This window comes from Streptomyces sp. NPDC048516, assembly GCF_043199875.1.
Taxonomy (GTDB): Bacteria; Actinomycetota; Actinomycetes; order Streptomycetales; family Streptomycetaceae; genus Streptomyces.
Map to the genome: position 1 here is coordinate 280417 of NZ_JBICWS010000009.1, position 18801 is coordinate 299217.

The 18801-nt window shown below is 70.3% G+C and carries 16 protein-coding genes; 8 read left to right on the forward strand and 8 right to left on the reverse strand.

The genetic code is table 11. The features are described 5' to 3' along the window. Window positions 1-507 precede the first annotated feature (507 nt). From grpE to ACGFR7_RS20345, 4 genes are all read right to left on the reverse strand, one after another. Entirely contained in the window at window positions 508-1158 is a 651-nt protein-coding gene (gene grpE, locus ACGFR7_RS20330) for a nucleotide exchange factor GrpE (protein WP_393320858.1), read from the reverse strand. After that, entirely contained in the window at window positions 1155-3071 is a 1917-nt protein-coding gene (dnaK, locus tag ACGFR7_RS20335; RefSeq protein ID WP_393320861.1) for a molecular chaperone DnaK, read from the reverse strand. Before dnaK ends, grpE begins: the two co-directional genes overlap by 4 nt. A gap of 793 nt (window positions 3072-3864) precedes the next feature. Then, on the reverse strand, window positions 3865-4929 hold the full coding sequence (locus ACGFR7_RS20340) for a type III polyketide synthase (RefSeq protein ID WP_393320864.1): 1065 nt from the start codon (window positions 4927-4929) through the stop codon (window positions 3865-3867). Window positions 4930-5210: 281 nt separating this feature from the next. Continuing rightward, a complete protein-coding gene (locus ACGFR7_RS20345) occupies window positions 5211-6419 on the reverse strand; it encodes a cytochrome P450 (RefSeq protein WP_393320866.1) in 1209 nt (402 codons plus the stop codon). Between the two features lie 391 nt (window positions 6420-6810). On the opposite strand from ACGFR7_RS20345, the gene ACGFR7_RS20350 reads away from it, so the two are divergent. The 5 genes from ACGFR7_RS20350 (at window position 6811) to ACGFR7_RS20370 (ending at window position 12834) form a co-directional block, all read left to right on the forward strand. After that, complete coding sequence (locus ACGFR7_RS20350; protein WP_393320869.1) at window positions 6811-7425, forward strand: helix-turn-helix domain-containing protein; 615 nt, start codon at window positions 6811-6813, stop codon at window positions 7423-7425. Window positions 7426-7739: 314 nt separating this feature from the next. Next, window positions 7740-8870, forward strand: coding sequence for an EfeM/EfeO family lipoprotein (locus tag ACGFR7_RS20355; RefSeq protein ID WP_393321028.1), 1131 nt, complete (start codon window positions 7740-7742; stop codon window positions 8868-8870). A 5-nt stretch (window positions 8871-8875) separates the two neighbouring features. Continuing rightward, window positions 8876-10132: an iron uptake transporter deferrochelatase/peroxidase subunit gene (efeB, locus tag ACGFR7_RS20360; RefSeq protein ID WP_393320872.1), complete on the forward strand. Its 1257-nt coding sequence runs from the start codon at window positions 8876-8878 to the stop codon at window positions 10130-10132. 168 nt (window positions 10133-10300) lie between these two features. Then, window positions 10301-12148, forward strand: coding sequence for a phospholipase C (locus ACGFR7_RS20365; protein ID WP_393320875.1), 1848 nt, complete (start codon window positions 10301-10303; stop codon window positions 12146-12148). Between the two features lie 323 nt (window positions 12149-12471). Further along, window positions 12472-12834 (forward strand): hypothetical protein, encoded by a 363-nt coding sequence (locus ACGFR7_RS20370; protein WP_393320878.1) that lies wholly within the window; start codon window positions 12472-12474, stop codon window positions 12832-12834. A 108-nt stretch (window positions 12835-12942) separates the two neighbouring features. On the opposite strand, the gene ACGFR7_RS20375 is transcribed toward ACGFR7_RS20370, so the two are convergent. Continuing rightward, window positions 12943-13347 (reverse strand): VOC family protein, encoded by a 405-nt coding sequence (locus ACGFR7_RS20375; RefSeq protein WP_159478243.1) that lies wholly within the window; start codon window positions 13345-13347, stop codon window positions 12943-12945. A gap of 317 nt (window positions 13348-13664) precedes the next feature. Here ACGFR7_RS20375 and ACGFR7_RS20380 point away from each other — a divergent pair, with 317 nt between their 5' ends. Continuing rightward, window positions 13665-14042: a hypothetical protein gene (locus tag ACGFR7_RS20380; RefSeq protein WP_393320881.1), complete on the forward strand. Its 378-nt coding sequence runs from the start codon at window positions 13665-13667 to the stop codon at window positions 14040-14042. 97 nt (window positions 14043-14139) lie between these two features. Here the strand turns inward: ACGFR7_RS20380 and ACGFR7_RS20385 are convergent, their stop codons facing one another. From ACGFR7_RS20385 to ACGFR7_RS20395, 3 genes are all read right to left on the reverse strand, one after another. After that, window positions 14140-14454, reverse strand: a complete 315-nt coding sequence (locus ACGFR7_RS20385; protein ID WP_393320884.1) for an SCO5918 family protein — start codon at window positions 14452-14454, stop codon at window positions 14140-14142. A gap of 53 nt (window positions 14455-14507) precedes the next feature. Then, on the reverse strand, window positions 14508-16019 hold the full coding sequence (locus tag ACGFR7_RS20390; RefSeq protein WP_393320887.1) for a DEAD/DEAH box helicase: 1512 nt from the start codon (window positions 16017-16019) through the stop codon (window positions 14508-14510). A 343-nt stretch (window positions 16020-16362) separates the two neighbouring features. Further along, a complete protein-coding gene (locus tag ACGFR7_RS20395; RefSeq protein ID WP_042152846.1) occupies window positions 16363-16566 on the reverse strand; it encodes a cold-shock protein in 204 nt (67 codons plus the stop codon). Window positions 16567-17348: 782 nt separating this feature from the next. On the opposite strand from ACGFR7_RS20395, the gene ACGFR7_RS20400 reads away from it, so the two are divergent. Together ACGFR7_RS20400 and ACGFR7_RS20405 are read left to right on the forward strand one after the other, a co-directional pair. After that, window positions 17349-17714 carry a MerR family transcriptional regulator gene (locus ACGFR7_RS20400; RefSeq protein ID WP_393320892.1) on the forward strand — a complete coding sequence of 122 codons (366 nt, stop codon included), beginning with the start codon at window positions 17349-17351 and terminating at the stop codon, window positions 17712-17714. A 160-nt stretch (window positions 17715-17874) separates the two neighbouring features. After that, entirely contained in the window at window positions 17875-18774 is a 900-nt protein-coding gene (locus ACGFR7_RS20405; protein WP_393320894.1) for a universal stress protein, read from the forward strand. The last annotated feature ends 27 nt before the right edge of the window (window positions 18775-18801 follow it).

Genomic DNA, 18801 nt, shown 5'->3' on the forward strand with positions numbered 1-18801 from the left:
CGGACCCCGACGCGACCGGACCGGAACCCCTGATGCCTGATCCAGTTACCGGTTCCCGTTCCTGGCTCCGTTCCGGTCGCCCGCTCTGGCCTGCGGGGGAGAGGGGAGTCGGCGGCGGATCGCCACGCGAATCACCATGGTGCGGAACTGATGCGGAACGGAATTCAGGCGTGCGGACACCCGGCACGGACCGCGCGGCGGGCCGAGAGATCAGGCCCGCCGCCGTGGTCGGGAAACCGGGCCTGTGGCAGCGCCACGCGATCGCGGTCCGGTCCTCCCCCCCCCGTGCCGCGGCAATCGCTTTGCGTCACGACGCCACGAGGTCCGCCGTAGGACAGGCGCGCAATGGCCTCATGACGGAAGAACCGGCCTTTCCGCCGTGGTGTCACGGCGGAAAGACCGGTGAGCTGGTCAGGTCCCTTCCGTTGGTCCGGCCCTTTCCATTGGTCCGGTCCTATCGCTGGGCCGGTCCGATGGCCCGGCCGGCCCGGCCCCGTTACGAGAGTTCTACGCCCCGGCGGGCGGTTTGCCGGCCACCGTCACCTGCGCGGGACGCAAGAGGCGGTCGCCCACCCGGTAGCCCTGGCGGAGGACCGCGGTGCAGATGGGCTCTTCCACCCGGTCGTCGGGGGTGTAGGTGACGGCCTCGTGGATCAGCGGGTCGAAGGGGACGCCCGCCGTACCGAAGGGCTGGAGGCCCAGCGCCCCCAGCTCGGTGTGCAGAGCCTCGGCGACGCGCTGGAAGCCACCGGTCACCTCGCCCTGCTCCCCGGCCTCGGCAAGGGCGTCGAGTACGGGCAGCAGCCGGCTGAGCACATTGGCGACGGCGATCTCGCCGACCGCCAGGCGGTCACGGTGGATCCGCTTGCGGTAGTTGTCGTACTCGGCCTTCAGTCGCTGCAGATCGGCCGTACGCTCCTGGAGCTCGGCGCGCAGCGCCGCTTCCTGCGACGCCGGCGGTGCGACGGTCTCGTCCTGGCGGGACGGCCGACCGGGGTCCCGGACGTCCCCGGACTGCTTCCCCGTGTCGTCCTGCGCGGTGCGCTCCCCGGCCTGGGTGGCGCGGGGCGGGACCGGACCGGGTTTTTCCTCCTGCCCGTGCCCCACCAGGGCCAGCGGCGGCTGAGGGAGGTCACGGACGTGGGTCGGACGGTTCATCGTGCGCTTCCCTCCTGTTTGTCGTCATCGACGATCTCCGCGTCGACGACATCGTCCTGGTCGCCGGTGGCCGCGCCCGATCCGCCCTCGCCGGAGCCACCTGCCCCCTCGGAACCCTGCGCGGAGCCCTGGGCCTGAGCCTGCGACTGGGCGTCGGCGTACATGGCCTGTCCCAGCTTCTGGGAGACGGTCGCCAGCTTCTCGGAGGCGGTACGCAGCTCCGCGGTGTTGTCGCCGTCGGGGGACTCGGCGGCCTTCAGCTTCTCCTTGACCTCACCGATCGCGGTCTCGACCTCGGTCTTGACCTCGCCGGGGACCTTCTCCTCGTTGTCCTTGAGGAACTTCTCGGTCTGGTAGACCAGTTGCTCGGCCTGGTTGCGCGTCTCCGCGGTCTCCCGGCGGCGGCGGTCCTCCTCGGCGTGGTGCTCGGCGTCGCGGACCATCCGGTCGATGTCGTCCTTGGGCAGCGAGGAGCCGCCGGTGACGGTCATCTTCTGCTCCTTGCCCGTGCCCAGGTCCTTGGCCGTGACGTGCATGATGCCGTTGGCGTCGATGTCGAAGGAGACCTCGATCTGCGGGACCCCGCGGGGGGCGGGCGGCAGACCGGTCAGCTGGAACATCCCGAGCTTCTTGTTGTACGCCGCGATCTCGCGCTCGCCCTGGTAGACCTGGATCTGCACGGACGGCTGGTTGTCCTCGGCCGTCGTGAAGATCTCGGACCGCTTGGTCGGGATCGTGGTGTTGCGTTCGAGCAGCTTGGTCATGATGCCGCCCTTGGTCTCGATACCGAGGGACAGCGGGGTGACGTCCAGCAGGAGGACGTCCTTGACCTCGCCCTTGAGGACACCGGCCTGGAGAGCTGCGCCGATGGCGACGACCTCGTCCGGGTTGACACCCTTGTGCGGATCCTTGCCGGTCAGCTCCTTGACCAGCTCGGTCACCGCGGGCATACGGGTCGAGCCGCCGACCAGGATCACATGATTGATGTCGGAGACCTTGATCCCGGCGTCCTTCACCGCATTGTGGAACGGGGTCTTGCACCGTTCCAGAAGATCGGCGGTCAGCTGCTCGAACTGTGAGCGGGTGAGCTTCTCGTCCAGGTGCAGGGGCCCGTCGGCCGACGCGCTCAGGTACGGGAGATTGATCGTGGTCTCGGTCGCCGCGGACAGCTCGATCTTGGCCTTCTCGGCGGCCTCCCGCAGCCGCTGGGTGGCCATCTTGTCCTTGGACAGGTCGATGCCGTAGGCGTTCTTGAACTGCTTGGTGAGGTGATCGACGATCCGCTGGTCCCAGTCGTCGCCGCCCAGGTGGGTGTCGCCGTTGGTGGCCTTCACCTCGACGACGCCGTCGCCGATGTCCAGCAGCGAGACGTCGAAGGTGCCGCCACCGAGGTCGAAGACCAGAATCGTCTGGTCGTTCTCCTTGTCGAGGCCGTAGGCCAGCGCCGCCGCGGTCGGCTCATTGACGATCCGCAGCACCTTCAGGCCCGCGATCTCACCGGCCTCCTTGGTAGCGGTGCGCTGGGCGTCATTGAAATACGCCGGAACGGTGACCACCGCATCCGTCACGTCCTCGCCCAGGTACTCCTCGGCATCGCGCTTGAGTTTCTGCAGCACCCGCGCGGAGATCTCCTGCGCGGTGTACCGCTTGCCGTCGATGTCGCCGCTGTCCGGGAAACGCCACTCGGACTCGCCCATGTGGCGCTTGACCGACCGCGCCGTGCGGTCGACGTTGGTCACGGCCTGCCGCTTGGCTACCTCACCCACCAGCACATCGCCGCCCTTGGCGAACCCGACCACCGACGGGGTGGTCCGGGCCCCCTCGGCGTTGGTGATCACGATGGGCTCACCGGCCTCCAGCACGCTGACCACCGAGTTCGTCGTACCAAGGTCAATACCCACTGCACGTGCCATGGTCTTCTCCTCGTCTTGCGGCCGACTCCCGGAGCCGGCGCCGCCCGGCACCGGGACCCGGCGCCCGCAGGCCGCCGGCGGAAGCCGGACCGAAGCGCCAGGTCGCCCCGAGGCTTCCCCGGCAACGCCTCTCACCTGCTGATATGGAGGGCGAGCCAGTACCTCGTCGTCCGTATAAAACGTGCATAAAACGTGTCGGCGTATCTGTCAAGATATCCCTATTCAGGCCATATACACGGTATGCGCGAATTGCTGCCGCGCTCCCGCTGGCTGCCGCAGTCGGGTGGCGCTCGATCCGGTGACCGCTGTCGGCCGGGACATGCCCGAGGGGCTGAGACACGCCGGACGGCCGGGGGCGCGCCGGACGGCCGATGCGTGCCGGACGGCCAGGGCATGCCCGACAGCCGGGGGGGGAGATGGCGCCTGATAGTCGTGTCCATGCGTGCACCGTGCCCGTGCCCGTGCCCGTGCCCGTGCCCGTGCCCGTGCCCGTGCCCGTGCCCGTGCCCGTGCCCGTGCCCGTGCCCGTGCCCATGCCCATGCGCGTGCCCGTGGCCGCGCCTACGCCGGTGCCCACGCCCATAGTGCGGGCCAGGGCCCTGACCCGAACCGACCGCCGCCCAACGCGCGGCAGGAAAACCGGCGTTGGACGGCGGCACAGATATGCGCTCCGCTCGGCGCCATGCGGGCTCCGCTCGCTCGGTGCACACCCCGCCCGATGCGCGCTCCGCTCGGCGCCCGCTCCGCCCGGTGCGCCCGGCGGCTCACCTGCCGGGCGCACCGAGCGGTCGGGTCACGTCGCCGGCGCAGGGGCGGAGGACCAGGTGCCCAGGGCCATCTCGGCGGTGATACCGGGGCCGAATCCGGCCAGCAGGCCGCGCTGGCCGTCGAGGGCCGACGCCTCGTCGAACATGCGCGCCAGGGCGTCGAGTACCACCGCGCTGGCGATGTTGCCGTACTCGGTCAGTGTCGCGCGGCTGAAGCGGAACGCCTCGGGAGGAACCTCCAGGAAGCGGCACAGGTCGTCCAGGATGCGCGGACCGCCTGCGTGGACGATGTAGAAGTCCAGCTCACCCGCGTCCCACTGGTGCTGCTCCGCGACGGCGCGCAGGGCGGGGGCGAGCGGTTCCATGGTCCCGGGTACGCGCTTGTCCAACTGGAAGTGGAAACCGGTGGACCGGATCGCGTAGGAGATCCAGTCCTCGGTGTTCGGGATCAGGTACGAGCTGTTGCGCTCCAGCCGGACCCCGGTGCCACCGCTCCCGCGGACCACGGCTGAGGCGACCGCGTCGCCGAAGAGGCCGTTCGACAGCAGCGACCCCACACCCAGGTCCGTGGGCTGGTAGCACAGCGAGCAGAACTCACACGCGACGATGAGCACGTTGGCGTCGGGGTACGCCGTGCAGAAGTCATGTGCCCGGTTGACCGCCGCGCCCCCTGCCGCGCAGCCGAGTTGGGCTATCGGCATCTGCCGTGTCTCCGACCGGAAGCCCAGGGTGTTGATGAGCCAGGCGGTCAGGGCCGGCATCATGAAGCCGGTGCAGGAGACGTAGACGATGAGGTCGATCTCCTGCGGCTCCAGCTCGGCCTGGTCGAGTGCCTTGCGGACCACGGCGGGGACGCGGGCCTTGGACTCCTCTTCGTAGACCGCGCTACGGGCGTCGAGCCCCGGATGCTTGAGTACCTTGTCGATCGGCTGGATCAGATGCCGCTTGAGGACGCCGGTGTTCTCGATCAGCCGCAGGATCAGCCTCAGCTGCGTGTGGTCCTTGTGCAGCCGTTGCGCGAGTTCGAGGGTGTCGTCTTGGGTGATGACGTATTCAGGGACCGCGATTGCTGGTTTGCACAGAACCGCCATGAGATGCACTCCTTGCAGACTGTGGCCCCCTCAGGATTCCCTGCGCTGAATTCGAGTCTCTTCCTTTTCGTCCGGTGCTATCCGTCGCGGTAACTCGCCCATTCAGATCGGGCAAAGGAACCTTGGGCGGATCCGGCGGTCCGAAATGGACGACCCCGGAAGGGAAACGAGCGGGCCAGCCGTCGAAGAATGAACTCTCCCCGTGCTGGTGGATTGATCTTTCCGAGTAGTAACCGTACGCCAGGCGGGTGGAATCTGCATTTTGCGGCCGTGGCCCACCGTTACCAAGTGACCGGCAGCTCCAGCGGATAGCGCCAGATCGAGGTGGTGTTCCAGCGGACTTCCTCGGCCGGCTTTGCCAGCCGGAGTTCCGGGAAGCGTTCGAGGAGGCTCTTGAGGGCGACTTCCAGCTCCGTGACCGCGAGCGGGGCGCCCAGGCAGTGGTGTCCGCCCCAGCCGAACGTCATGTGGGCGGTCCGGCCCTCGCGTTCCAGGTCCAGTTCGTCGGGCCGGTCGAACTTCCGGCTGTCCCGGTTGGCCGTCAGGTAGGAGACGTGCACGATGTCCCCGGCCCGGATCGTCACACCGCTCAGCTCCACGTCCTCGGTGGCGACGCGGGGGATGCCGACGCCCTTGCGGAAGGGGATGAACCGCAGCAGTTCGTCGAGCGCCTGCGGAAGCGTCTCGGGACGGGAGCGCAGCATCGCGAGCTCCTCGGGCCGAGTGAGCAGCGTGTAGGCGAGGTTCCCGATCTCGTACGTGGTGGTGTCCTGGCCGGTGATGAGCAGGACCATGGCCATCACGGTGAGTTCCTGGTCATTGAGGATCTCGTCCCCGTCACGAGCGGTGGCCAGGGCGCTGATCAGGTCTTCTCCCGGGTGCTGACGCCGTTTCGCCGTCAGCGTCTCGAAGTAGGCCCGCATATCGGCCTTGGCCCGGACGGCGCTCTCCCGGTTTTCCACGGTCACGTTCATCATGGTCCGGGCGTGTGCGCGCAGCTGTGCCTGGTCGCGCTCGGGGATGTCGAGGACCTCGCAGATCGTCGTCAGGGGCAGTGGGTTCGCCAGGCTCTCCATCAGGTCGCCGGGCGGACCCTGCGCGGCCATCCGGTCCAGCAGTTCGTCCACGACATGCTGGGTGCGGGCCCGCATGCGCTCCACGTGACGCGGGGCGAACGCCTTGGAGACCAGGCTCCGCAAGCGGCTGCTGGCGGGCGGGTCCATCACGTTGATCGCCTCGTCCTGGACGATCGGCTCCGGCGTCATACGGGGAAAGTCCCGGCCGATGACGGCGCTCCGGCTGAAGCGCCGGTCGGTTGTCACCGTGCGTACGTCGTCGTACTTCGTGACGAGCCATGCCTCGCCCTCCCCGTGGGGCAGCCGGATGCGGGCGACCGGTTCCTCGGTCAGCAGGCGCTTGAGCGTCGGATCGAATTCCAGGCCCTCCGCATAGTCGAACGGGCAGTTCCAGACGTGAGGTCCGGGTTCCATGGTGAGCTCCCGACGTGAGAAGGGACGAGTGAATTCACCGCCTGCGAAGAAAGACCGGGCGCACGCATGCGGTCGTATCGGGCCGCCGGCCAGAAAGACGCCAATTCATCCGATCAGCGAAAAGCGGAGATGCGGGGGCGGCTTTTGCTTCCTGCTGCAGGCAAGGGCCTTACGGAGGCCTTTGTCCTGCCGTTCCACAGTGACTTACGGACAGTGGCGGGTGGTCGGTGTGGTGCGCCAATCGGGTGATCTCTCCGGCTCTTGCCCGGTGAGGTCCGGTGTGTACCGGCGCGGAAGCCGGTCGACGCCGGGGCGGAGCCGGGCGGAGCCGGTGAGGTGCGTCCTCCTCGTCGGCTTGACAAAAGTTGTTGCCGGGACGGCAAATGGAGCCATGGCGGACGATGACATTCCCGGTGTGCTCAACGCGGTCGGCCCGCGGCTACGGGCGCTGCGGCGCGAGCGCGGAGCCACCCTGGCGCAGCTGAGCGAGGTCACCGGCATCTCGCTCAGCACCCTGTCGCGGCTGGAGTCCGGGCAGCGCAAACCGACCCTCGAACTCCTGCTTCCGCTCGCCAAGGCCCACGGAGTGCAGCTGGACGAGCTGGTCGGGGCACCGGCCACCGGCGACCCCCGGGTCCATCCGCGCCCTTTCACCCGCAACGGACAGACCTTTGTGCCGCTGACCCGTCACCTCGGTGGTCTGCACGCCTTCAAACACATCCTCCCCGCCGGGAAAGCGACCGGCACACGACCCGAGCTGCGCACGCACGAGGGCTACGAGTGGCTTTACGTCCTCTCCGGCCGGCTGTGGCTTGCCCTCGGCGGCCACGACCTCGTCCTCACCTCCGGCGAGGCCGCCGAATTCGACACCCACACCCCGCACGGCTTCGCCAACGCCGGGCCGCATCCCGTGGAATTCCTCAGCCTCTTCGGGGCCCAGGGCGAGCGGATGCACGTCCGCGCCGCCCCGCCCGCCCCGCCCGCGCCGCACCCAGGCTCCGCCTGACCGACCCGTCCCGGCGCCGAACCCGCGAACGGCAACGGTCCGATGAACCACCAGGAAAATCTTGGCATCTCTTCCGGGGAAAGCGTGTTCGGGCGCACCGCGCTGTCTAGCATGTGCAGCGTTGTCGTCGGCCGTGGCGGAACGCTCCGGGCCGCGGCCCATTCCTCATCCTGCGCCACCGCCGTCATCGCGTGGTGTGAACGACCCCCGGGAGGCTCGGAGTGCCGCGAACCGGTCTCGGGAAACCGCGGTCCCCTCGCGTCCGGTGGAGCGGGGGAGTGGTCCTGGCCGGCGGGCTGCTGGCGGTGCTGGTAATGGTGCTGCCCGGTGGCCCCGAGGACGCCGCGGGGCACGGGCAGGCCGCCGCGGCGGACGGGCTGCGGCACACCACCGTCGAGGTGTCACCGGGCGGTTGCGGCAGGGGATGGGGCAACCCCCGCGCCGGCACCCAGGTCTTCGATCTGCACAACACCTCCGCCGCGGCGGCCGAGGTCTACCTCAAGTCCCCGCGCAGCGGCGCGGTGTACGGCGAGGTGGAGGGCATCGGCCCCGGTACCACGCGGCACCTGCGGGTCCGGCTGGGCCGGGGCTCGTACGCCTTCATGTGCCTGCCGGACGACGCCGACGCGGTCACGGGCCCCACGGTCCGTATCGCCGGTGGCGGTCAGGCCGGCCCCGCGGCCGCCCCGGTCACCGAGCACGATCTGATCCCCCCGGCGCTGGACTACCAGAAGTGGGTCGCGGACGGCCTGGACGATCTCGTCGGCCGGACCGGGACCCTGCGGGCCGCCGTGGCGCGCGGGGACCTGGCGGAGGCCCGGGACGCCTGGCTGCCCGCGCACCTCGCCTACGAGCGGCTGGGCGCGGCATACGGGGCCTTCGGCGACGCGGACCAGCAGATCAACGGCACGACCGCCGGTCTGCCGGGCGGCGACCGCGACCCGGAGTTCACCGGCTTCCACCGCATCGAATACGGGCTGTGGCACGGGCAGTTGGCCGGCTCCTTGCGCGCACCGGCCGCCGCTCTCGACGACGCCGTGCGCAAGCTGCGGGACGACTGGGCGCAGACGCGGATGGAGCCTGCGGACCTCGGCCTGCGGGCACACGAGATCCTGGAGAACACGCTGCAGTCCGAGCTGACCGGACGGACCGACTACGGCAGCGGCAGCACCCTCGCCACCGCTCGCGCGCACCTCGACGGAACCCGGGCCGTCCTGACCCGGCTGCGCCCCCTGCTGGTGACCCGGTACCCCGGCCTGCCGCACGTGGAGCGCGAGTTGAGCCGGACGCAGCGGCTGCTCGACGGCTTCCGGAAGGACGGGCGGTGGCCGGCACTGAGCCATCTGGACCGCTCTCAGCGGGAGCGGACCGACGCGGTGTTCGGAGACCTGGTGGAACGGCTGGCGTCGGTGGCGACGCTGTGCGATGCGCGGAGAACGGTGTGAAGGACATGAGCGGTGTCGGCCGAAGGGGATTCCTGCGGGGAGCGGCGCTCGCCGGGGCCGGACTCGCGGCCGGTGGTGCCGCGTCCGCGGACGACGGCCCGCACCAGGACGGTGCACCGGCCCTGACGACCGGTTCCGGGCCCCTCGCCGGGGCCACCACCCCACGGGTGCCCTTTCACGGCCCGCGCCAGGCCTCGGTGCTCGCGCCGCCCCGCCGGGTCACGGCGTACACCGCGTTCGATGTGACCGCGCAGAACCGCCGGGAACTGGCCGAGCTGATGCGTACCGTCACCGCACGCGCCCGGTTCCTGACCGGCGGCGGGATACCGGAGTCGGTCGGTATCACCGGCCCGCCCACCGACTCGGGCCTCCTGGGGGCCCAGGTGCCCGCGGGCGGGCTGTCCGTGACCCTCGCGGTGGGCGCGTCGCTGTTCGACGACCGGTTCGGGCTGCACGGGCGCGCACCGCGCCGGCTGACCACCATGCCCTCCTTCCCCGACGACGACCTGCAGTCCGACTGGTGCCACGGTGACCTGAGCCTCCAACTGTGCGCGGACGACACGGACACCGTGCTGCACGCCTTGCGTGACCTCGCCCGGCACACCCGGGGCGGTATGCAGGTGCGCTGGCGGCTGGACGGTTTCACCAGCCCGCCACGGCCGTCCGGGACGCCGCGCAACCTCCTGGGCTTCAAGGACGGCACGGCCAACCCCGATGCCCGCGCAGCCCGGGAGATGGACCGGCTGGTGTGGGTCGGGGCGCGGGACGGCGAGCCGGAGTGGGCGGTCGGCGGCAGCTACCAGGTGGTGCGGCTGATCCGCATGCTGGTGGAGTTCTGGGACCGGGTGTCACTGACCGAACAGGAGCGCATGTTCGGCCGCTCCCGGGAGACCGGGGCGCCGCTGGACGGCGACCGGGAACACGACGCCCCCGACTATCCCGGCGACCCCAAGGGCGAGGTGATCCCCCTGGACAGCCATATCCGGCTGGCCAATCCGCGCACCCCGTCCAGCACCGGTCAGCGGATCCTGCGCCGGGCCTACAACTACGACAGGGGCGTGGACAGCAACGGCAACCTCGATATGGGCCTGCTCTTCTGCTGCTACCAGCGCGACCTCGCCCGCCAGTTCGAGACCGTACAGCGACGACTGGCCGGCGAGCCGTTGGCGGACTACATCTCGCCCTTCGGGGGCGGCTACTTCTTCGCGCTGCCGGGCGTGCGGGACGAGTCGGACTGGTACGGCCGGCACCTGCTGGCCTGAACGGATGCCGCAGGCCTGCGAAGGGTCAATACCCGGTCAAGGTTTGTCCTGGCATACCTGACTCACTGTTCACTCCAGCGTCATGATGGCTCTGCCGGACCGCCGTCCGCCCGGCAGAGCATCCGCCCGTACAGCACCATCACGTCCCGGCCCGGAGGGTGAACCAGCATGGCCAGTAGGGGAAGACGAGCAGCGATACGGCGCCTGGGGGCCCTGACGGGTGCCGCGGCACTCACGGTCCTGGGCGCGGGTACGCCTTCATGGGCCGCCGGGCCGCACCACCCCGATTCCTCCCGGACGGCCACTCCCGTCAAGCACGTGGTCGTGCTCTTCGACGAGAACATCTCGTTCGACCATTACTTCGCGACCTATCCCCAGGCCGCCAACACCGACGGCACCAAGTTCACCGCCTCCCCGCACACACCCCGCAACATCGACAACCTGCGCACCGCCGGGCTGCTGAAGCACAACCCCAACCAGTACGCGCCCAAGCGGCTCACGCCACAGCAGGCCATGACCTGCGACCAGACCCATGACTACGGGCCCGAGCAGTACGCGTACCACGGCGGCAAGGCCGACCGGTTCGTCCAGAACACCGACTCCGGCAAGTGCTCCGGCGGTCTCTTCGGCGAGCCCGGCCTGGTGATGGACTACTACGACGGCAACACCGTCACCGGCCTGTGGAACTACGCCCAGCACTACGCCCTCAACGACCGCTCCTTCAGCTCGGTCTACGGCCCCTCCACACCGGGCGCCATCAACCTGGCCTCCGGACAGACCCACGGCGTCGTCTCCATGGACCCTGCCTCCGGCACCGAGAACCCGCGGCAGACCGCCACCCCCGACGCGTACGCCGTGCAGTCACCCGACGCACGGGGCGTCGGCACGATGATCAACGACCCGGACCCGGCGTACGACGACTGCTCCAACAAGGACCACACCGGCAAGAATGCGCTCGCCGCCATGAAGGGGCGCAACATCGGCGACGTCCTCAACTCCCGCCATGTCAGCTGGGGCTGGTTCCAGGGCGGCTTCCGGCCCAGCACCGGATGGGACGGCGAGCCGGACCACTACGCCAAGTGCGGCGGGACCACGCACACCAACGTCGGGGGAGCGGCGGTCGTCGACTACAGCCCGCACCACGCGCCGTTCCAGTACTACAAGTCGACGTCCAACCCGCACCACCTGCCGCCGAAGAGCGTCGACGAGGTCGGCCATGCCGGACGGGCCAACCACAACTACGACCTGAGCGACTTCGACGCCGTCCTCAAGGCGGGCAAGCTGCCGGCCGTCAGCTTCCTCAAGGCCCCCGCGTACCAGGATGCCCACGCCTCCTACTCCGACCCGGTCGACGAACAGCACTTCCTCGTCGACCGGATCAACCGCATCCAGCAGTCGCCGCAGTGGAAGGACACCGCCGTCGTCGTCGCCTACGACGATTCCGACGGCTGGTACGACCACACCTTCGTCAAGCCGCGCAACGGCTCCAAGGACACCTCCACCGGCTCCAACGGCAAGGCCACCGACAGCCCCGCCTGCCAGGCGGGCCCCGCGGCCGCCGGCGGCTATGCGGACCGCTGCGGCCCCGGCACCCGGCAGCCGCTGCTGGTCATCTCCCCGTACAGCAGGGTCAACAAGATCGACCACACCCGGACCGAGCAGACCTCGGTCATCAAGTTCATCGAGAACAACTGGCACACCGGCCGGATCGGCGATGCCTCCTTCGACAGCCGGGCCGGCTCGCTGAACGGCATGTTCGACTTCCGGCACCCCAACAACAAGCAGGTGCTCCTCAACGCGGACGGCTCGGTCAAGTCGGTCGGCCCGATCCGGCATGTCGCACCGGTCGCCACGACCATCGACCCGGGCCCCGCACTGCAGAACCTGGCCTCGGCCGACGATGCGTCCGGCTTCCCCGTGCTCCCGGTGGGTGTCGGCGCGGCCGTGGTCGCGGCAGGCGCCACCGGCACCTTCCTGGTACTGCGCCGCCGCAAGGAACACCACCGGACCGCCTGATCCGTGCGGACGCGGCCCGGTGACGGGCCACCGTCCCTGCGGGGTCTGCCCGCCCGAGGCATCGGCTGGGGGCACTCGTAGGGACGGAGGGTCACCCCGACGCTACACACCGCACCGCCCGCGGCTGAGATGCGGATGATCCGGTCGGCCCGCAGGCTGGAACGTGGGGGAGTCTTCGGCGCGTGGGTCACAGGCATGGGCACGGCACATGAGCCGGAGGACTGCAGGAGGCGAGGGCTTGCCGCCCCCGCGCAGGCCTTTCGGCCACCGCAGGGGGCGCGGGCCGGCGCCGCCCGTCGGCGGCGCCAACCAAGGGAGCAGACATGACCAAGCACCGGAAGTCGCACCCGAGGACGGGTGAGGGCCCCAGCACGCACAAAGGCACCGAGCAACACGGCTGGTCGCCCGACGTCGACCAGACCGAGCAGCAGAAGAACGAGAGCGCGCACAGGTCGTTCGACCCCGAGCGCTATGCGCCAGGGAAGGACAGCAGCAAGGAGTCGTCCGGGCAGGAGAAGGTGCCGCCGGCCAGCGAAGTGAAGAGCGAGACGCGCAGCGGCGAGAAGCAGGCTGCCGAGACCGATGAGAAGGGCATGCGGGACATGGGACCGAAGGGTCCTTCCCGCCGGCCCAGCGGCGGCAGGGACGCCGAAGCGCAGACGGGGGTCGACCCGCAGAACCCCTGAGAGCCACGGCGGCGTCCTCGACGTGTTCTGCGGAAGCCCTTCCGCGCCTACCACGTGGGCCGGGACCCCGGGCAAGGGTCCCGGCCCACGGCCCGTCCATGGCGCGTCTCAGTTCGCCTGCCCCAGGGCGTGCCCTTCGCTCGCGGCGAGAACAAAGGGGTGGCCCGCGGGGTCCGAGTAGCGGCGGGCGTCATAGGGCCCGCCGTTCTCCCGGGTCTGCAAGGGCCGGGCCCCCAGGCTGACGGCCTCGCGCTCCGCCTCGTCCATGTTGTCCTGCGGGACGAGAAAGTGCAGATGCGCCTGTTGTGAGTCGTCGGGCCGGGGCCAACTCGGCGGCGCCGCGCCGCGGTCCCGCCGTATCGCGAGATGGACGGTGCCGCCTTCGACCACCTCGATGTAGTCCGGGCTGGTCCCGATCCGCACTTCTCCGCCGAGGAATTGTGCGTAGAAATCCGCCAGCGCCGCGGGCTCCGCACAATCCAGTACCAGGACGCTGGTCTTGGCTATGGCCATCCGCCGCTTCCCTTCCTGTCGACGGGCACCCCGCCCGCACCTTTTGACCGTTACCCCGTGAAGGCTCCGGCACTCCGGGGAAAGCGGCGCGGCGCTCCGCGGCAAGAGGGTTCCGGGGCAGCAGCCGGCACGTCCGGGCGGCGGCACGGGACCCGTACGGAGCCCGCGCGGGCTCCGTACGGCAGTCGTACGAGAGTCACACGGGAGTCGTACGGCGCCTTCGGAGGGCCGTACGAGTGTCAGGAGGGCAGCGCGGGGCGACTGCCCGCCGCCGCGTGTGCTGCCAAGGGACGGTCACGGCAGTAAAGTCTGCTGCCATGTCGAAGCCCGACGAACTGCTCGTCGACATCGCCGCCATGGTGGAGTCGGAGCAGAGCAATCAGATGTCTCTCACCGTTGCGGTCCAAGGCGCCGTCCTCACCGGGCGGTTGGCACCCGAGACCGTGTGGCGGCAGCGCGTGGCCGAGGTCCTTGAGGAATCGGAACGGCTGGGGCCGTTCTCCGCGCTCTTCTCCTCAGCCGGTACGCACTCCCGCCCGGCCCACCGGAGCGGTCCGCCCACGCACCTGCACTTCCATGTGGCGAGGATCCTGCAGGGAAGCTTCGGCCTGCCCGAGACCGGCGGGATGTACCGCGTGGCGATCAAGGACGTGGGCGCCTGGACGGTGGGCGACTTCCGCTACTCCGACCGCTGATCGCTGATCGCTGACGAATCGCCAGACGGCATGACGTCATGAGCCATGACGGTGACGCCATGCCCTGGTGACGCCATGCCGCTGTGCCGCCGGGGTGTCAGCTCTCCGGATTCCAGTCAGGGGATGCCGGCGCCTGGAGCAGGTCCGACGCCTCCTGGAGCGGGGTCCGGGCGGCCGGGGCCGCGGGGTGGCAGGTGAACCCGAGGCGGGTCAGCGCCCGGGTCACCTCGCCGGCGGAGAAGTCACGACGGTCCTGCCGGGTGATGACCTCCCCGACCTGCTTGACGGGGTAGTGACGGCTGCCGATCTGCACCGACTCACCTGTGACGGGTTCGGGCTTGATGCCCTTCATCGCATCCTGCACCTCGGTCTTGATCAAGTCGAAGGGGAAGCGGGCGATGACGACGCGCATAGTGCCTCTTCAGGGTCGAGGAGAAGCCGGAAACGGACGGGCGGAGCTGGTGGTCATGACGCCTTGCCGCCGGACCGCTGCCGCGGGGACGCACCGGTCGCGGTCCGGGGCGATCCGGTGGAGCGACGGGCCTGGGCGGAGCGGCTGCGGCGGCCGCGGGTGGAGGAGCCGCTGCGCTTGGGGCGCTCGACGACCGGTGCGGCGATGATGACCGGAACGCCGGAGGGGGCCTGGGCGCCGGTGATGCGGCTCAGTTCGGCCTCCCCGGAGCGGACCTGGGTGGACTGCGGGCTGATTCCCGCGTCGGCCATCAGCCGGTCCATCTCGCGGCGCTGGCTGGGCAGGACGAGGGTGACGACGCTGCCGGACTCGCCGGCCCGGGCGGTACGACCGCCGCGGTGCAGGTAGTCCTTGTGGTCCGTGGGCGGGTCGACGTTGACGACGAGGTCGAGGTTGTCGACGTGGATGCCGCGGGCCGCGACGTTGGTGGCCACCAGGACCGTGACCTGGCCGGTCTTGAACTGGGCCAGGGTGCGGGTGCGCTGGGGCTGGGACTTGCCGCCGTGCAGGGCCGCGGCGCGCACGCCGCTGTTCAGCAGGTGCTTGGTGAGCTTGTCCACGGCGCGCTTGGTGTCCAGGAACATGATCGACCGGCCTTCCCGCGCGGCGATCTCCGTGGTGGTGGCGTGCTTGTCGGCGTCACGGACATGCAGCAGGTGGTGCTCCATCGTGGTGACGGCGCCTGCCGAGGGGTCGACGGAGTGGACCACGGGGTCGGTCAGGTAGCGCCGGACCAGCAGGTCGACGTTGCGGTCCAGGGTGGCCGAGAAGAGCATCCGCTGGCCCTCGGGCCGGACCTGGTCGAGCAGCGCGGTGACCTGGGGCATGAAGCCCATGTCGGCCATCTGGTCGGCCTCGTCCAGCACGGTGATGGCGACCTGGTTCAGGCGGCAGTCACCACGACCGATGAGGTCCTTGAGCCGTCCGGGCGTCGCGACGACCACCTCGGCCCCGGCGCGCAGCGCGCTCGCCTGCCGGCCGATCGACATCCCGCCGACGACGGTGGCCATCCGCAGCGACAGTGACCGTGCGTAGGGGGTGAGCGCATCGGTGACCTGCTGCGCCAGCTCGCGAGTGGGGACCAGCACCAGGGCGAGCGGCCGTCCGGGCTCGGCGCGCTGCCCGGCGGTACGGGCCAGCAGGGCCAGACCAAAGGCGAGCGTCTTGCCCGAACCGGTGCGCCCACGGCCCAGAACGTCGCGCCCGGCCAGCGAGTTCGGCAGCGTGGCGGCCTGGATCGGGAACGGGGCGGTCACCCCTTCGGCGGTCAGCGACGCCAGCAGCGCGGGCGGCATGTCCAGTGCGGCGAAGGTCTCGGCCGGGGGAAGTGCGGGGGTGGTCGTGACGGGCAGCGCGAACTCTTCCGGCCGTGCGGCGGGGCGGCGCCGCTTGGCGCCACCGGACCGGTTCGACGCCTGCGAGCGGTAGCCGCCGCGGCCGGAGCCGGCGGAGCCGGCGGAACGGTTCCGGGCGGAGCGATCGTTCGGGCGAGCTGTGCGGTTCATGAAGAACCTTCCTCGATGCGGTACGTCGAAGAATTCCCGGCAGCTGTCAGCCACACACAAAAGAATCGCAGCACGGACCGTAGAAAACAGATGGAACGAGGCGGGGCGGAATCGACCGCCGACGCGTGAAAAAGTGCCGCCGCAAAGAGAGGCGGACACGGTGCCGGAGCACGGGACTGGTCGGACTGCCGTACTGCCGCAGCAGGCTGCGGTTCGGTGCCGAACAGGCTGCCCCTTGTCGCTCGTGCGGCCGCGACGGCACGCACAGCGCATTCCGCAAAGGGCAACGAGCTGGGGCCCGCACCCAAGGTGCGGGCCCCAGCTGCGATGTGACGCGTCAGTGTCAGGCGGGGAGGATGTTCTCGGCCTGCGGGCCCTTCTGGCCCTGCGTGACGTCGAAGGTCACCTTCTGGCCCTCCTGCAGCTCACGGAAGCCCTGGGTGGCGATGTTCGAGTAGTGGGCGAAGACGTCAGCGCCGCCGCCGTCCTGCTCGATGAAGCCGAAACCCTTTTCCGAGTTGAACCACTTCACGGTGCCAGTAGCCATGTCATATCTCCTTCGGGGCAGTGCCCGGGGCCGCACTGTGCGAACCCCGCGTCGCCGCGATGATTGCCCCTCCGGAAAACCGGAAATACAAAAGCATTCCCGCCGGCCTGGGAAGCCGGCGAGGTAGCGTGAAGTCTTTGGGAACCACAACTGCAACTGAGATCGACACTAGCACGGCACCAGCGGCCCTGCGCGGCTGTTGCTGCCGCCCCTTTCCGGCCGGAAAAATCCCCACCGGCCTGGCAGGTATTTCTGTTGTTGCGGCACCAGATATTCACCCTCGGCGCACCGGTCCTCCGGCCGGGAAGCGCGCGGCCCGCCGCCCACTCCCGCCCGGCCGGCTCCCGCGCGCAGCCGGTCCGTCCGCTGTGCGCCGTACGGCCGGCCCCGCGCCGGCCATGACTGAGCCCGCCCGGTTCCTGCTCGGGTCCTGCTCGGTTCCTGCTGGGTTCTTGCCCGGCCGTGGTACGGGCCGGCCGGTCCGGGTCCCCTCCCCGCCCCTCCCGGCTCCTCGCCCCGCCACTCCGCCGGGTTGTGGCGACGCCGAAAATCTATGCCAGCCACGATAGACATTCGAAATCCATGTGGTTGCTATTTCTCTTCTAGTCAACGAAATTACCTGCTGTCGCGGTATGCCCCGCGGGGGTATCCGGGCCCGGAGCGGTAACGGTCCCGGCCGGGCGGTCCGGCCGGTGCGCGGTGCCGGGAGACGGTGTTGGCCACCTTGGGGCCCGGTGCCGGACGCACCAGGGCCCTTCGACGCGTTCAGCCGAGAGGTGCAAGTGACCCCCGAGCCCCGCCCGCATGTCACCGACAAATTCGATGACGATGGCTTCCCCGCTCACACGAGGGGGCGTGCCGCGGAGATGATCGGCACGACACCCGCCTTCCTGCCGGCGGTGGGCGAGGCCCGGCTCATCGTTCCGCTCCGCTCCGAGGGCGGTCACCGCCGTTACTCCCGCCATCAGTCGCGGATCGCCGCGCGCGCCCGCGAACTCGTGGACCAGGGCACCCCGGTCGACGCCGCCTGCCGCATCGTCACCCCCGAAGACCAACTCGAAGAAGCCCGGCGGCTCAACGAAGGACTCCGCAAGGGCCCGGCAGGCCCACGCCCGTCCAACGACCCGAGCTCGTCCGCCGGCTCCTGACGGCAGCCGGCGCCCACAGCCCGCGGACGGCCCGCAGCGGCAGGTCGGCCCGGTGTCACCGCGCCGCAGCCGCGGGGCCCCGTACGGCCTGGCAGGCTCCGGCGATCGGGGCCACGATGGGGAAGTGGGGCGGAGACGTCGTACCCGGTCGGAGGCGGCCATGGAGCCGGAAGTCATCACCGTGGGACTCGACGGCTCGCCGGAGAGCCTGGCGGCCGCGCACTGGGCCGCTGACGAAGCGGACCGGCGGAAGTCGGCGCTTCGGCTTCTTCATGCGTGGATACTGCTGGTCGCCGAGGCCCCGCACACCCCCGTGGACCGGGACCGGAACGCCGGCGCCCGGGAGGTCGTGCGCCGGGCCCGGGACGAGGTGCGCGAACGCCATCCGGGTCTGCGGATCATCGAGGACCTGGTGGGGGCGGAGGCCGAAGCGGCGCTGCTGGGCGCGGCAGGCGAGTCGCGGATGGTCGTGCTCGGCTCGCGGGCGCTCGGGCCGTGGGAGAGCTATGTACTCGGCGATGTGAGCCTGAACGTGGTGGGCCGGACCAAGGGGCCGGTCGTGCTCGTCCGGGAGGCGGGCGGGCGCGCGAAACCACCGCGTCACGAACCGCCGGACGGCCCGCCGCCCGCCCCCGAAGCGCGGGTCGTCGCCGGCCTTAGCCTGAACGGCCCGTGCGAACGGATGCTCGAATTCGCCTTCGACGCCGCGGCGAGCCGGGGGCTTTCGCTGCAGGCCGTGCACGGGCGTCCGCTCCCCGTGGAGGCGTATACCCCGTGGGGCCTGGACCCCGATGCCGCGACGGAACTCACCAAGGAAGCGGATATCGAGCTGCAGGACTCCCTGCATCCGTGGTGTGAGCGATTCCCCGAGGTCCCGGTACAGCGGACCGTTCTGCCGGAGAGCCCGACCCGGGCCCTGGTCCAGTCGGTCTTCGGCGCCGAACTGCTGGTGGTCGGCCGCAAACTGCACCGTCCCCCGCTCGCGCCACGCATCGGCCCGGTGGCGCATGCCGCCATCCACCATGTGACCTGCCCGATCGCGGTGGTGCCGCACGAATGACCGGCCCCCTGTGATCGCGCATGGCCG

Excerpts from the sequence above, each read along its gene's own strand:
- grpE (WP_393320858.1), bottom strand. The coding sequence starts at position 1,158 with ATGAACCGTCCGACCCACGTCCGTGACCTCCCTCAGCCGCCGCTGGCC.
- dnaK (WP_393320861.1), bottom strand. The coding sequence starts at position 3,071 with ATGGCACGTGCAGTGGGTATTGACCTTGGTACGACGAACTCGGTGGTC.
- ACGFR7_RS20340 (WP_393320864.1), bottom strand. The coding sequence starts at position 4,929 with ATGGCGGTTCTGTGCAAACCAGCAATCGCGGTCCCTGAATACGTCATC.
- ACGFR7_RS20345 (WP_393320866.1), bottom strand. The coding sequence starts at position 6,419 with ATGGAACCCGGACCTCACGTCTGGAACTGCCCGTTCGACTATGCGGAG.
- ACGFR7_RS20350 (WP_393320869.1), top strand. The coding sequence starts at position 6,811 with ATGGCGGACGATGACATTCCCGGTGTGCTCAACGCGGTCGGCCCGCGG.
- ACGFR7_RS20355 (WP_393321028.1), top strand. The coding sequence starts at position 7,740 with ATGGTGCTGCCCGGTGGCCCCGAGGACGCCGCGGGGCACGGGCAGGCC.
- efeB (WP_393320872.1), top strand. The coding sequence starts at position 8,876 with ATGAGCGGTGTCGGCCGAAGGGGATTCCTGCGGGGAGCGGCGCTCGCC.
- ACGFR7_RS20365 (WP_393320875.1), top strand. The coding sequence starts at position 10,301 with ATGGCCAGTAGGGGAAGACGAGCAGCGATACGGCGCCTGGGGGCCCTG.
- ACGFR7_RS20370 (WP_393320878.1), top strand. The coding sequence starts at position 12,472 with ATGACCAAGCACCGGAAGTCGCACCCGAGGACGGGTGAGGGCCCCAGC.
- ACGFR7_RS20375 (WP_159478243.1), bottom strand. The coding sequence starts at position 13,347 with ATGGCCATAGCCAAGACCAGCGTCCTGGTACTGGATTGTGCGGAGCCC.
- ACGFR7_RS20380 (WP_393320881.1), top strand. The coding sequence starts at position 13,665 with ATGTCGAAGCCCGACGAACTGCTCGTCGACATCGCCGCCATGGTGGAG.
- ACGFR7_RS20385 (WP_393320884.1), bottom strand. The coding sequence starts at position 14,454 with ATGCGCGTCGTCATCGCCCGCTTCCCCTTCGACTTGATCAAGACCGAG.
- ACGFR7_RS20390 (WP_393320887.1), bottom strand. The coding sequence starts at position 16,019 with ATGAACCGCACAGCTCGCCCGAACGATCGCTCCGCCCGGAACCGTTCC.
- ACGFR7_RS20395 (WP_042152846.1), bottom strand. The coding sequence starts at position 16,566 with ATGGCTACTGGCACCGTGAAGTGGTTCAACTCGGAAAAGGGTTTCGGC.
- ACGFR7_RS20405 (WP_393320894.1), top strand. The coding sequence starts at position 17,875 with ATGGAGCCGGAAGTCATCACCGTGGGACTCGACGGCTCGCCGGAGAGC.